At 70.6% G+C, this 13,539-nt stretch carries 11 protein-coding genes; 6 read left to right on the forward strand and 5 right to left on the reverse strand.

All coding sequences use genetic code 11. The features are described 5' to 3' along the window. Positions 1-66: 66 nt before the first annotated feature. Positions 67-2,526: a DNA topoisomerase (ATP-hydrolyzing) subunit A gene (locus AV521_RS38780; protein WP_076095615.1), complete on the forward strand. Its 2,460-nt coding sequence runs from the start codon at positions 67-69 to the stop codon at positions 2,524-2,526. Here AV521_RS38780 and AV521_RS38785 read toward each other — a convergent pair. Next, positions 2,523-3,692: a GTP-binding protein gene (locus tag AV521_RS38785; RefSeq protein ID WP_079249621.1), complete on the reverse strand. Its 1,170-nt coding sequence runs from the start codon at positions 3,690-3,692 to the stop codon at positions 2,523-2,525. The two genes, AV521_RS38780 and AV521_RS38785, sit on opposite strands and share 4 nt — an antisense overlap. 70 nt (positions 3,693-3,762) lie before the next feature. Next, positions 3,763-4,929 (reverse strand): citrate synthase/methylcitrate synthase, encoded by a 1,167-nt coding sequence (locus tag AV521_RS38790; protein ID WP_076095619.1) that lies wholly within the window; start codon positions 4,927-4,929, stop codon positions 3,763-3,765. Positions 4,930-5,042: 113 nt separating this feature from the next. Between AV521_RS38790 and AV521_RS38795 the strand changes: the two genes are divergently transcribed. From AV521_RS38795 to AV521_RS38810, 4 genes are all read left to right on the forward strand, one after another. Further along, positions 5,043-6,302: a citrate synthase gene (locus AV521_RS38795; protein ID WP_076095621.1), complete on the forward strand. Its 1,260-nt coding sequence runs from the start codon at positions 5,043-5,045 to the stop codon at positions 6,300-6,302. A 75-nt stretch (positions 6,303-6,377) separates the two neighbouring features. Further along, positions 6,378-7,319, forward strand: a complete 942-nt coding sequence (locus AV521_RS38800) for a sucrase ferredoxin (protein ID WP_076095623.1) — start codon at positions 6,378-6,380, stop codon at positions 7,317-7,319. 114 nt (positions 7,320-7,433) lie between these two features. Next, on the forward strand, positions 7,434-9,119 hold the full coding sequence (locus AV521_RS38805; RefSeq protein WP_076095625.1) for a sensor histidine kinase: 1,686 nt from the start codon (positions 7,434-7,436) through the stop codon (positions 9,117-9,119). Beyond that, a complete protein-coding gene (locus tag AV521_RS38810) occupies positions 9,116-9,796 on the forward strand; it encodes a response regulator (RefSeq protein WP_076095627.1) in 681 nt (226 codons plus the stop codon). The genes AV521_RS38805 and AV521_RS38810 overlap by 4 nt, the downstream gene beginning before the upstream one ends. A 59-nt stretch (positions 9,797-9,855) precedes the next feature. On the opposite strand, the gene AV521_RS38815 is transcribed toward AV521_RS38810, so the two are convergent. From AV521_RS38815 to AV521_RS38825, 3 genes are all read right to left on the reverse strand, one after another. Further along, positions 9,856-10,908, reverse strand: a complete 1,053-nt coding sequence (locus AV521_RS38815) for an ABC transporter substrate-binding protein (protein ID WP_076095629.1) — start codon at positions 10,906-10,908, stop codon at positions 9,856-9,858. 89 nt (positions 10,909-10,997) lie between these two features. Further along, a complete protein-coding gene (locus AV521_RS38820) occupies positions 10,998-11,861 on the reverse strand; it encodes an ABC transporter permease (RefSeq protein ID WP_076095632.1) in 864 nt (287 codons plus the stop codon). Continuing rightward, complete coding sequence (locus AV521_RS38825) at positions 11,851-12,666, reverse strand: ABC transporter ATP-binding protein (RefSeq protein ID WP_076095634.1); 816 nt, start codon at positions 12,664-12,666, stop codon at positions 11,851-11,853. Before AV521_RS38825 ends, AV521_RS38820 begins: the two co-directional genes overlap by 11 nt. Positions 12,667-12,824: 158 nt before the next feature. Between AV521_RS38825 and AV521_RS38830 the strand changes: the two genes are divergently transcribed. Further along, on the forward strand, positions 12,825-13,517 hold the full coding sequence (locus tag AV521_RS38830) for a response regulator (RefSeq protein WP_076095636.1): 693 nt from the start codon (positions 12,825-12,827) through the stop codon (positions 13,515-13,517). The last annotated feature ends 22 nt before the right edge of the window (positions 13,518-13,539 follow it).

Here is a 13,539-nt window from a genome sequence, read left to right on the forward strand (position 1 = left end):
GTGCCTCGGTCCACAATGGTCCGCGTCAGATCCATCAAACGCTTCAGTAGCAAGGAGCCGGCAGCGATGGCCCGCCGCAGCACGAAGACCCCGCCGCCCGACGACTCGTACGAGGAGAAGATCCTCGACATCGACGTCGTGGACGAGATGCGTGGCTCCTACCTCGAGTACGCGTACTCGGTCATCTACTCGCGCGCCCTGCCGGACGCCCGCGACGGTCTCAAGCCGGTGCACCGCCGGATCGTGTACCAGATGAACGAGATGGGCGTGCGCCCCGACCGCGCCTATGTGAAGTGCGCGCGCGTCGTCGGCGAGGTCATGGGCAAGCTGCATCCGCACGGCGACGCGTCGATCTACGACGCCCTGGTGCGCATGGCCCAGCCCTTCTCCATGCGCGTGCCGCTGGTCGACGGCCACGGCAACTTCGGCTCGTTGGGCAACGACGACCCGCCGGCCGCCATGCGGTACACCGAGTGCCGGATGGCCGAGGCGACGAGCCTGATGACCGAGTCCATCGACGAGGACACGGTCGACTTCACGCCCAACTACGACGGCCAGGAGCAGGAACCGGTGGCCCTGCCCGCCGCCTTCCCGAACCTGCTGGTGAACGGCTCCTCGGGCATCGCGGTCGGTATGGCGACGAACATGCCGCCGCACAACCTCGGCGAGGTGATCGCGGCCGCCCGCCATCTGATCCGGTATCCGAACGCCGACCTGGACGCGCTGATGAGGCACGTCCCGGGCCCGGACCTGCCCACCGGTGGCCGGATCGTCGGCCTGGACGGCGTCCGGGACGCCTACGCGACGGGCCGCGGCACCTTCAAGATCCGTGCCACGGTGTCGGTGGAGACGGTGACGGCCCGCCGCAAGGGCCTGGTCATCACCGAACTGCCCTTCACGGTCGGCCCCGAGAAGGTCATCGCGAAGATCAAGGATCTCGTCAACTCGAAGAAGGTCCAGGGCATCGCGGACGTCAAGGACCTCACCGACCGCGAGCACGGCCTGCGTCTGGTCATCGAGGTCAAGAACGGCTTCGTGCCGGAGGCGATCCTGGAGCAGCTGTACAAGCTGACCCCGCTGGAGGAGTCCTTCGGCATCAACAACGTGGCGCTGGTCGACGGCCAGCCGCTCACGCTGGGCCTGAAGGAGCTGCTGGAGGTCTACCTCGACCACCGCTTCGACGTCGTACGGCGGCGCAGCGAGTTCCGCCGCGGCAAGCGCCGCGACCGGCTGCATCTGGTCGAGGGTCTGCTGACCGCGCTGGTCGACATCGACGAGGTCATCCGGCTCATCCGGTCCAGCGAGAACTCCGCGCAGGCCAAGGAGCGCCTGATGGAGCGCTTCTCGCTGAGCGACGTGCAGACGCAGTACATCCTCGACACTCCGCTGCGCCGGCTCACCAAGTACGACCGCATCGAGCTGGAGGCGGAGAAGGACAAGCTCATCGCGGAGATCGAGGAGCTGACCCGGATCCTGGAGTCCGACGCGGAGCTGCGCAAGCTGGTCTCGGCCGAGCTGGCCGCCGTGGCGAAGAAGTTCGGCACCGAGCGGCGCACGGTCCTGCTGGAGTCCGCGGGCTCCCAGGTGGCCGCCGTTCCGCTCCAGGTCGCCGACGACCCGTGCCGGGTGCTGATGTCCTCGACCGGCCTGCTGGCCCGTACGGCGACCGTCGAGCCGTTCCCGCAGGAGGCGGATGCGAAGCGCGTCAAGCACGACGTGATCGTCTCGGCGGTCCCGGCGACCGCGCGGGGCGAGATCGGCGCGGTGACCTCGGCGGGCCGGCTGCTGCGGATCAACGTGGTCGACCTGCCGCAGCTGCCGGAGACGGCGGCGGCCCCGAACCTCTCCGGGGGCGCCCCACTGGCGGAGTTCGTCTCCCTGGAGGACGACGAGACGGTGGTCTGCCTGATCACGCTGGACGAGTCGTCCCCGGGTCTCGCGCTCGGCACCGAGCAGGGTGTCGTCAAGCGCGTGGTGCCCGACTACCCGTCCAACAAGGAGGAGTTGGAGGTCATCACCCTCAAGGAGGGCGACCGGATCGTCGGCGCGGTGGAGCTGCGCACCGGCGACGAGGACCTGGTCTTCATCACCGACGACGCACAGCTGCTGCGGTTCCAGGCGTCCATCGTGCGTCCGCAGGGCCGTCCGGCGGGCGGTATGGCGGGCATCAAGCTCACCGAGGGCGCCAAGGTGATCTCGTTCACGGCGGTCGACCCGGCCGCCGAGGCGGTGGTCTTCACGGTGGCGGGCTCGCGCGGCACGCTGGACGACTCGGTGCAGACGACGGCCAAGCTGACCCCGTTCGACCAGTATCCGCGAAAGGGCCGGGCCACCGGTGGTGTGCGCTGCCAGCGGTTCCTGAAGGGCGAGGACTGTCTGGCACTGGCCTGGGCGGGCCCGGTTCCGGCGCGCGCGGCACAGAAGAACGGCGCCCCGGCGGACCTGCCGGAGCTGGACCCGCGCCGGGACGGCTCGGGCGTCTCGCTGCCGAAGACGGTGTCGGTGGTCGCGGGGCCGGTGTTCTAGGCGGGCAGGTCTTCCGGGTTCCGGGCGGGCGGATCTTCCAGATCCACCCCGTCCGGGGCCTGTACGTAGCGCAGGACGCCCCACATGCCGTGCTCGTCGGCGTGCGGGGCGTCGTTCTTGCACGCCTCCAGCTCCTTGCCGAGGGCGCCCGCGTCGATGCCGGAGCCGATCAGGACGAGCTGGGTGAGGCGGGCGTCGGCGGGCGGCCAGGGCTCGGGGTAGAAGCGCAGGAACCGGCCGACGGCGTGGACGGCGTACCGGTTGACGGTGTCGTGGGAGCCGAAGTCGACGTATCCCTTGATCCGGTACAGCCCCTCCGGACGGCTGTCGAGGAACCGCATCAGCCTGCGGGGTTCCATCGGCAGGTCGGCGGCGAAGGACAGGCTGTCGTAGCCGGTGTGCAGATGACCGGCGTGGTCGTGGCCGTCGTCGCCGTGCTCGTGCAGGTCGTCGAAGGACAGCTGCCCGATCCGCTGCTCGCTCGGCCGGCAGTCGAAGAGGAACTCCGGGTCGATGCGGCCGTAGGTGGCGGGGACGACGGCGGCACGGTCCGCGAGGGACCGCACCATACCGAGCACCCGGTCACCGTCCGTGGCCCGGTCGAGTTTGTTCACCACCACCAGGTCGGCGAGGGCGAGATGGCGGTCGATCTCGGGGTGCCGGGCCCGGGTGTCGTCGAACTCGGCGGCGTCCACGACCTCGACGAGGCCGCCGTAGACGACCCTGGGATGCTCGCTGGCCAGCAGCATCCGCACGAGTTCCTGCGGTTCAGCGAGCCCGCTGGCCTCGATGACGATCACGTCGATGCCGGTGTCCGGGCCGGCGAGCCGGTCCAGGTAGAGGTCGAGTTCGCTCGCGTCGACGGCACAGCAGAGGCAGCCGTTGCCGAGCGAGACCGTCGAGTCGCCGAGGGCGCCCGCGACGGCCATGGCGTCGATCTCGATGGCGCCGAAGTCGTTGACGATCGCCCCGATACGGCTGCCCCCGCTGCGGTGCAGGAGGTGGTTGAGGAGCGTGGTCTTCCCGGAGCCCAGAAATCCGGCGAGTACGACGACCGGGATCTGCGGACCGCTGCTGTTCCCCAACGGGTGACCTCTCTCATGTGGACCGGGTGGACCAGGTTGACCGGGTGGGCCGGGTAGGACCAGGTTGACCAGGTGGTCCATGTGGATCGGGTGGGCCACATGGACCGACTGCCGGTCCAGCATAAGAGGGCCTTGCGTCAGCCCGCGCCGGTCACAGCGCGGCCGGTACCGGGACCGGCGGCTGGGGTCCCACATACCGCGCCACCGGCCGGATGATCTTCGAGTCGGCCGCCTGTTCAAGGATGTTGGCGCTCCAGCCCACCACGCGTGCGGCGGCGAAGGTGGGGGTGAACATCTCGCGGGGCAGGCCGCAGAGTTCCATGACCACGCCGGCGTAGAACTCGACGTTGATGTGGAGTTCACGGCCGGGCTTCAGCTCGGCGAGGATCGCCTCGACCCGGCGCTCCACCTGCACCGCCAGGTCCACGCGCGGACCGCCGAAGCCGAGGGCGATCTCCCGCAGCATCCGCGAACGGGGGTCCTCCGTGCGGTAGATGGCGTGTCCGAAGCCCATGATCCGGTCACCGGCGAGCACCCGCTCCCGGATCCAGGGGTCGATCCGCTCCGGCGTGCCGATGGCGTCAAGGGTGTCCAGGGCCCGGCTGGGCGCGCCTCCGTGCAGCGGCCCCGACAGGGCGCCCACCGCTCCTGTCAGGCAGGCCGCCACATCGGCGCCGGTGGAGGCGATGACACGGGCGGTGAAGGTTGATGCATTGAATCCATGGTCAATGGTTGAGATCAGGTATTGCTCGACCGCACGGGCCCGCCACGGATCGGGTTCCTCCCCGTTGAGCATGTACAGGTAGTTGGCCGCGTACGGGAGATCCTCGCGCGGCTCGACCGGGTCGAGGCCCTGCCCGAACCGGTACAGCGCGGTGAGCAACGTGGGCACGGCCGCGCAGACGGCCACGGTGTCGGCGCGCCGCCTGTCCGCGTCGATGTCGTACACCGGTCGCAGCTGTCGCGCCGACCCCAGCAGCGACAGCGCCGTACGCAGCCCGGACAGCGGGCCGGAGATGCGGCTCGCCGCGGCGATCGCGGGCAGCGCGGCACGGACCTCCTCGGGCAGCCGCCGCAACGCCGCGGTCTCGGCCAGGAAGGCGGCGCGCCGCTCGGCGTCCGGGAGCGTGCCGTGGACCAGGAGATGCCAGACGTCCTCGAACCCGCGGGTCCGCGCGAGTTCGACGGCCGAGTACTGGCGGTAGTGGTAGAAGCCCTCCCGCCCCCGGACGTCACCGATCTCGGTCTCGGTGACGACGACGCCGGCGAGTCCGCGCGGTGCGTCGATGAGCGGGGTTGCGGTCCTGTTGATGGCCATGGTTCTCCTCCCTGGACTTGATCCGACTGTCCATGCTTGACTAATTCCCTGTCAATATTGATTCAATCAACAGCTACCGATCAACCTATGCGAAGGCGGCTACGGTGACCCCCATGCGTGATCACGAACCCGCTCCCGGCCGTCCCGGACGAAGGCTGACCACCAAGGAGACCGCCGAACTGCTCGGTGTGAAGCCGGAGACGGTGTACGCGTACGTGAGCCGCGGCCTGCTCAGCAGCAGACGCGAGCCCGGCGGCCGCGCCAGCACCTTCGAGGCGAAGGAGGTCGAGGCCCTCGCCCGGCGCCACCGGCGCGAGGCGGCCGGAAGCCCCGGCTCAGGCGGGGACCTGTCCGTCCGGACCCGCATCACGCTGATCGAGCAGGACCGGTACTACTTCCGGGGCGTGGACGCCGTCGAGCTGGCTCTCCGGCACTCCTACGAAGAGGTCGCGGAGTGGCTGTGGACGGCCCGGCTGACCCCGGGCGCCACCTTCGCCGCGCCCGGCCCCACCGTCGACGTCGCCCGCCGCGCGGTGAACGCCTTGTCCGAGCACGCCTCCCCCACCGACCGCCTGCGCGTGGCGGCGATCGCCGCGGCGGCCGAGGACCCGCTGCGCTTCGACCTGTCGGAGGACGCCGTGCTGAACACCGCGCGGATCCTCATCCCCACGCTCGTCGCCGCGCTGCCGCCGGCCCGGCATGCGCACAAGGACGACGGGCCGCTCGCCCACCGGCTCTGGGGCCGGCTGACCGGCCGCACCCCCGACGAGGCGTCCCTGCGTGTCCTGGACACCGCGCTCGCCCTGCTCGCCGACCACGACCTGGCCGCCTCCACGCTCGCGGTCCGCGTCGCCGCCTCGGCCCGCGCACACGCCTACGCGGCCGTCTCAGCCGGGCTCGGCGTCCTGGAGGGCCCGCTGCACGGCGCCGCGAGCGGGATGGCCCACCGCATGCTGCTCGACGTGCTCGACCAGGGCACCGCGGTCCCGGTGATCGCCGACGAGCTGCGCGCGGGCCGTCGCGTCCCCGGGCTCGGTCATCGGCTGTACGTCGGCGAGGATCCCCGCGCGAGCGTGCTGTTCGGCCTGCTGGAGCAGGTCCCGCGCGCGGAGTCGGCCTTGCTTGCCGCCCGGGACATCGTCGCCACGACCGCCCGGCACACCCCCCTGCACGCCAACGTCGACCTGGCCCTGGCGGTGTTCACCGCGTCCAGCGGCATGCCCGCCACGGCCGGCGAGACGATCTTCGCCGTCGCCCGGACGGCGGGCTGGATCGCGCACGCCCTGGAGGAGTATGGCGAGCGCCCCCTGCGCATGCGCCCCGTCGGCCACTACGTCGGCGTACGCCCCCCGCAGCCGCTCCCGGCGGCCTGACCCCGTTTTCCCCCGAACCCGGACACAGCGGCGGCCGGAAGTCGCCCCGGAGAGAGTCAGGTTAGGCTCACCTCTGTGAGTAGGTGTGCGACCGTCTCCCGGAGCCTCGACGAGCCCGTTTCCGGTACGGCGGCCACGGCGACGACGTGGCTGCTGCTGGAACAGCCCGGTCCGTGGGGTGTGCAGGCGCTCACTTCGAGCCATCTGGACCCCGCACTGGGCCGGGCGCTGGAGGCGGCCGCCGAGGGAACGGGCGTACGCATCGCGCTCATCCGGCGCCCCGGGCGCCACGCCGACCCCGGCCGGCCCGCCCTCCGGCAGGTGTACGCCGCCCACACCGTGCCGGGCCGTGTGTGGCTGCGCAGCGCCACGACCCGCGATCCGCGGCAGTTGCTCGGCCTCGACTTCGCCGCCCTCGGAGCGGGCGACCACCGTTCCTTCGCCACCGTGCTCGGCGGGCGGCCGCATCGCGGCGACCCGCTCGCGCTCGTGTGCACCAACGGCAAGCGCGACCGCTGCTGCGCCCTCCTGGGCCGCCCCCTCGCCGCCGAACTGGCCGCCTCGGGTGTGCGCGGAGTCTGGGAGGTCACCCATCTGGGTGGACATCGCTTCGCGCCGACGGTGCTCGTCCTGCCCTACGGCTACGCCTACGGCCGCGCCGAGGCGCACACCATCAAGGAGGCGCTGCACGGCGCCCAGGAGGGGCACGTGGTGGTCGAGGGGTGCCGCGGCTGCTCGGCCTGGGAACGGCCCGGTCAGGCGGCCGAGCTGGCTGTCCGCACGGCCGCGGGCGAGTACCGGGCGGGGGTGCTGAGTGTCGTAGGGACCGAGGGCGCGGCCCCGCGCTGGGAGGTCACCGTCCAACATGCCGACGGACGCCGCTGGCGGGTGACCGTGGCGCAGGGCGCGTCGCTGCCGCCCCGCCCGGAGAGTTGCGGCGCGGCGGTGCTGGGCACGCCCGCGCGGATGGACGTGCTGGCCGTGCGCAAGCTGCGGCCGACGGCGCTGGCGAGCTGAGCGACCGCCTCCTTGAACGACGTTCAAGGACGACCAACTTCCTCAAGAACTGGTCAAGAGATCCCCACCACACCCTCTGGGGCGCTTCGGGCCTTCCCACGTACCGTCGTGCGTATGAGCCCCACTCCCCCCGCGCGCCGGTTGCGCCTCGGACTGCCCCGGCGGGTCTTCTCGCAGGTGCTGCTGATGCAGGTGGCGATCGCCGCGGGGGTCGCGGTGCTCGCGACCGGGCTGTTCCTCGCGCCGTTGAGCAAGCAGTTGGACCAGGAGGCGATGCGCAGGGCGCTGGCGATCGCGGAGACCACGGCTCAGGACCCGCAGATCGCCGAGGGCGTGGTGACCACGGCGCCGACCAGCGACGGCCCGGTGCAGAAGGAGGCCGAGCGGATCAGGAAGGCCACGCACGCCGAGTACATCGTGGTGCTGGACCGGCGCTGGATCCGCTGGTCGCACCCCACCCCGAGCGAGATCGGCCGCCCGGTCTCCACCGACCCCCACTATGCCCTCGCCGGCAAGGAGGTCATGGAGATCGACAACGGCACCCTGGGCCGCTCGGCCCGCGGCAAGGTGCCGTTGTACGACGCCCACCACCGCATCATCGGGGCGGTCTCGGTCGGTATCGCCTACGACAGCGTGCGGGCGCGGCTGATCGGCGCGATCCCGGGCCTGTTGGCATACGCCGGAGGCGCGCTCGCTGCGGGCGCGCTGGCCGCCTGGCTGATCTCCCGCCGGGTCCAGCGGCAGACCCGGGACCTGGCCTTCTCCGACATCTCGGCACTGCTCGCGGAGCGCGAGGCGATGCTGCACGGCATCCGGGAGGGCGTGGTCGCGCTCGACCGGGGCGGCCGTTTCCGCCTGCTCAACGACGAGGCGCGACGGCTGCTGGGTATCGGTGACGAGGCCGTCGGTCAGACCCCGCACGAGGCGCTCGGCGCGGGCCGTACGACGGACGTGCTGGCCGGCCGGGTGACCGGCACCGATCTGCTCACCGTGCGCGGCCAGCGCGTACTGGTCGCCAACCGCATGCCCACCGGCGACGGCGGCGCCGTGGCCACCCTGCGCGACCGCACCGAGCTTGAGCGGCTCGGGCGCGAACTCGACTCCACGCGCGGGCTGATCGACGCCCTGCGCGCCCAGGACCACGAGCACGCCAACCGCATGCACACCCTGCTCGGACTGCTGGAACTGGAGATGTACGACGACGCCGTGGAGTTCGTCGACGAGGTGGTCGGCGACCACCGGGTCACCGCCGAGCAGGTGACCGAGAAGATCCGGGACCCACTGCTGGCCGCGCTGCTGGTCGGCAAGGCGACCGTCGCGGCCGAGCGCGGGGTCGCGCTGTGGGTGTCGGAGCGCACCCGGCTGCCGGACCGGCTGATCGATCCGCGGGGTCTGGTCACGGTGGTGGGCAACCTCGTGGACAACGCCCTCGACGCGGTCGCCGGCACGCTCCACGCGCGCGTGGAGATCGAGTTGCGCACCGAGGGTCGTACGGTCGTGCTCAGAGTGTGCGACACGGGCCCCGGAATCCCTGCCGGCCAGCGGGAGTTGATCTTCACCGAGGGGTGGTCGACCAAACAGCCGCCCGCACACGGCAAGCGCGGCATCGGGCTCTCGCTGGTGCGCCGGCTCGCCGAACGGCAAGGCGGGAGCGCGACGGTGGCCGCGGCGGACGGCGGTGGCGCCGCGTTCACCGTGGTCCTGCCGGAGGCACTGACCGAGCCGGGGCTGGACCCCGTGGCGGCCGAGGAGTCCCCGGAACCCGCCGCCGTCGCCGTCGCCGAGGAGGAGGCACGATGATCGAGGTCCTGGTCGTGGACGACGACACCCGCGTCGCCCAAGTGAATGCCGCGTACGTGGAGAAGGTGCCGGGATTCCACGTCGCCGCCGAGGCGCACAGCGCGGCGGAGGCGCTGCGCCGGGTGGAGACGCTGCCGCGGCTGGACCTGGTGCTCATGGACCATTACCTGCCCGACGACACCGGTCTCGCGGTGGTCCGGGAGATACGCAGGCGCGGCCACCAGACCGACGTGATCATGGTGACGGCGGCGCGGGACGTGTCCACGGTCCAGGCCGCGATGCGGCAGGGGGCGCTGCAGTACCTGGTGAAACCGTTCGCCTTCGCCGGTCTGCGCGCCAAGCTGGAGGCGTACGCCGAGCTGCGGCGCACCCTGGACGGCGGCGGCGAGGCCGAACAGGCGCAGGTGGACCGCATCTTCGGCGCCCTGTCCGCGCCGCCGGATCCCGGGCTGCCCAAGGGGCACTCCCCCACGACGGCGGAGCTGGTGCGCCAGGCGCTGCTGAACGCCGAAGGGCCGCTGTCCGCCCAGGAGATCGCCGAGCGGACGGGGGTGAGCCGGCAGACGGCCCAGCGGTATCTGAAACTCCTGGAGCGCACCGGACGGGCGCGGCTGACCCTCAAGTACGGCGACGCGGGCCGCCCGGAACACCGTTACGTGTGGGCGACCCGCGGCTGAGTGTGTGTCACGCAGCCGTCAGTCGACTCATGGAGCGGTCACTTGACCCCATGGAGCAGTTACTTGACCGCCTTGACGAACTCGGTCGTGTACGTCTTGCTCAAGTCGACCTTGGCGTTCTTGACGGCGGGGTTGAACGACTTGAGGACCTTCTCAACGGTCTCGGGGCCACCCTGGGGCATCACGCCGTCGTCGGTGAACATCGGAAGGGTGCTCTTGATGGCCTGTGCGTAGAGCGCCTTGTCACCCTGGGAGTAGTCGGCGGGCATCTGAGCGGCGATCTCGTCGGCGCTGTGCGTGGACATCCACTTGAGCGTCTTGACGAATGCATTGACCAACTTCTGGACGGTGTCCTTGTGTTCGTTCACCCAGTCCGTCTGCATGTACAGACTTGACGACGGGTACGGCCCACCGAGCGCCTGCTGCGAGCCCTCGGGGGTGCGCATGTCGAGGAGAACCTTCCCCGCCTTCTTGTCCAGGATCGTCGCGACGGTGGGGTCGGTGGTCATACCGCCGTCGATCGCCCCCTTCTGGAGCGCGGCGATGAAGGTCGGTCCGGCCCCTACGGCGACGGGCGTGAACTCGCTGACGTCCACACCGTTCTTGACCGCCAGGTACTTGGTGAGGAAGTCGGTGGACGAGCCGAGCCCGGTCACGCCGAGCTTGCGGTCCTTGAAGTCCTTGGGCGATGTCAGGCTGCCCGCCGCCTTGCCGGAGACCACCTCGACCTCACCGGGCGCGTGCGAGAACTGCACGACCGACTCCACCGACTTGCCCTTCACCTGGAGGTCGAGGGTGTGGTCGTAGAAGCCGACCGCTCCCTGCACCTGGCCGGCGACGAGTGCGGTCTCGGCCTGGACACCGGCGGGCTCGCTGAGTAGTTGGACATTCAAACCCTCCCCCTTGAAGTAGCCGAGGCGCTGGGTGAGCATCGCGGGCAGGTAGATGACCTTGTCCAGTCCGCCGACCATGATCTTGACGGTCTCGCCCTTGCCGCCGCCGCTTCCGGAGTCGGCCGTGGAGCCGGCCGCGTCGTTGGCACAGGCGGTGAGCGAGGAGAGCGCGAGCAGGCCGGCCGCGGTCAGGCAGGCGTATCTGGGGGTGTTGCGCATGGGGTTCACGTCCTTGTGAGAGGGCGGTGCGGGGAAGGCGTGGGGGGCTGGTCCAGAAGGCGTGGGGGGTGAGTCCGCAGGGGCACCGGTCAACTGTCGGAAGCGGTGGGCTTCCAGCGGAAGATGCGGCGCTCGGCGAAGGTCAACAGCCCCTCGGCGGCGAGGGCGACGACCGCGAGGATGACCATCGCGGCATAGACGCCGGCCGCGTTGAAGGTGTTCTGCGACTGCGCGACGAGCAGGCCGATGCCCTTGGTGGCGCCGATGTACTCGCCGACGATGGCGCCGATGAGCGCGAAACCGAAGCTGACGTGGAGGCTGGTGAAGATCCAGGAGGTGGCCGACGGGATGACCACCTGGAGCGTCACCCTGCGGTCGCTGGCGCCCAGGATGCGGGCGTTGGCCACCAGGTTGCGGTCCACCTCCCGGGCACCCTGGAAGGCGTTGAAGAACACCGGGAAGAAGACCAGCACGACGGCGGAGGCGACCTTGGAGGACGGCCCGAGCCCGAACCAGATCAGGAAGATCGGCGCCAGGACGATCCTGGGGATCGAGTTGAGCACCTTGATGTATGGACCAAGGACCTCGGCGAGCAATCTGATCCGCCCGAGTGCGATACCGAGCAGCACACCGGCGACCACACCGATGACCCAGCCGAGCAGTGCCTCGTAGAGCGTGTACCAGATCTGTTCGCCCAGCGAGCCGAGCGCGGTCCCGTGCGTCACCCAGGTCCAGATCTGGTCCCAGATCTTCGACGGCATCGAGAAGTTGAACGGGTCGATGATCTTGGCCCGGGACAGTCCCTCCCACAGCCCGAGGACGGCCACCAGCAGAAGCACACGTGCGAGGGCGACGAGGGCCTTACGGCGGCGGGCGGCCCGGGCGCGGGTCTGTGCGCGGTCGGGGACCTTGGCGGTGTCGACCACCGCGGGCTCGAGAACCTCAGGCGACATGGGCGGCACCTCTTTCGCGGGTGATGCGGACCTCTTCGCCGAGGGACTCCCAGATCTCGCGGTAGATCTCGATGAACTGCGGCTCCAGGCGAACCGCCTCGACCTTGCGCGGCCGGGGCAGGTCGATGGCGAAGACCTGCTTCACGGTCGCGGGTCCGGCGGTCATCACGACCACCTTGTCGGCGAGCGCGATGGACTCCTCCAGATCGTGGGTGACGAAGACGACGGAGGCGCCCGTGCCTTCCCAAAGCTCCAGCAGTTCGTCCGACATCAGGGCCCGGGTCTGCACGTCCAGCGCCGAGAACGGCTCGTCCATCAACAGGATCTCGGGGTCGTTGACGAACGTGGCGGCGAGGGCGACGCGCTTGCGCTGACCGCCGGAGAGCTGGTGCGGATAGCGGTCCTCGAAGGCGGCGAGTCCGACGCGGGCCAGCCACTCCCGGGCCTTCTGCCTGGCCTCGGCCTTCGGTACGCCCCGGAAGCGCGGGCCGGCCATGACGTTGGACAGGACCGTGCGCCAGGGGAACGTGGCGTCCTGCTGGAAGACGAAGCCGACCTTGTCGCCGACGCCGTTGACCGGCTCGCCGGCTACCAGCACCTCGCCCTCTGTGGGCTCCTCCAGGCCGCTGACGAGCGTCAGCGTGGTGGACTTACCGCAGCCGGTGGGGCCTACGACGGCCACGAACTCGCCGCGCCCGACAGTGAGGTCCAGGCCGCGCACGGCCGTGTGCAGTCCCCCGGACGGGGTTCTGAAGGTCTTGCTCGCGCCCCGCAGCTCGATGGCGGGGCTGTTGTGTGCGCTCATGGGCCGGGACGGTAGGTGTGGCCCCGGCCACGGCAGCAGTCTTGTGAGCGCAACCCGTTCTTTTTCTCGCAACAGCCTGTTGTGCTCATTTTGCTCGCGCTACAACTGCGGAGCCGAAACACGGGCTTAACGCTCGTCGGCCTTGAAGGAGAGGCCTGATGATTGACGTCCTGGTCGTGGACGACGACTTCCGCGTCGCAGAGATAAACGCCAAGTACGTGGGAAAGGTTCCCGGCTTCCGGGTGACCGCCCGCGCGCACAGCGCCACCCAGGCCTTGGCCGCCGTCGAACGCGGCACCATCGATCTGGTCCTGCTCGACCACTATCTGCCGGACCGGACCGGGCTCGACCTAGTCCACCGCATGCGGGAAGAGGGTCACGGCACGGACGTCATCATGATCACGGCAGCCAGTGATGTGTCGACCGTCCAGCAGGCGATGCGGCTGGGCGCGCTGCACTATCTGGTCAAGCCCTTCACCTTCGCCGCCCTGCGCACCCGCCTCGACTCCTACGCCGCCCTGCGCCGCACGGTCGACCGGGTCGGCGGCCGGGGCGTGACGGGCCAGGAGCAGGTCGACCGGATCTTCGGGGCGCTGCGGACGGCTCCCGCACCGTCCTCGCCCGGCCTGCCGAGCGGCCACTCGGAGCCGACGACTGATCTGATCTGCGGTGTCCTGCACCATGCCGACCAGCCGCTGTCGGCCCATGAGGTGGCCGCCAGGACCGGACTGAGTCGCTCCACGGCCCAGCGCTATCTCCGTCACCTGGAACAGGCCGGCCGTCTCCGGCTCTCCCTGAAGTACGGCGACACCGGTCGGCCGGAGCACCGGTACGCCTGGGTGGCGCCGTAGAGCAGCTCTGGCAGCTGGCTCT

The sequence above is a fragment of the Streptomyces sp. IMTB 2501 genome (assembly GCF_001953885.1).
GTDB lineage: Bacteria > Actinomycetota > Actinomycetes > Streptomycetales > Streptomycetaceae > Streptomyces.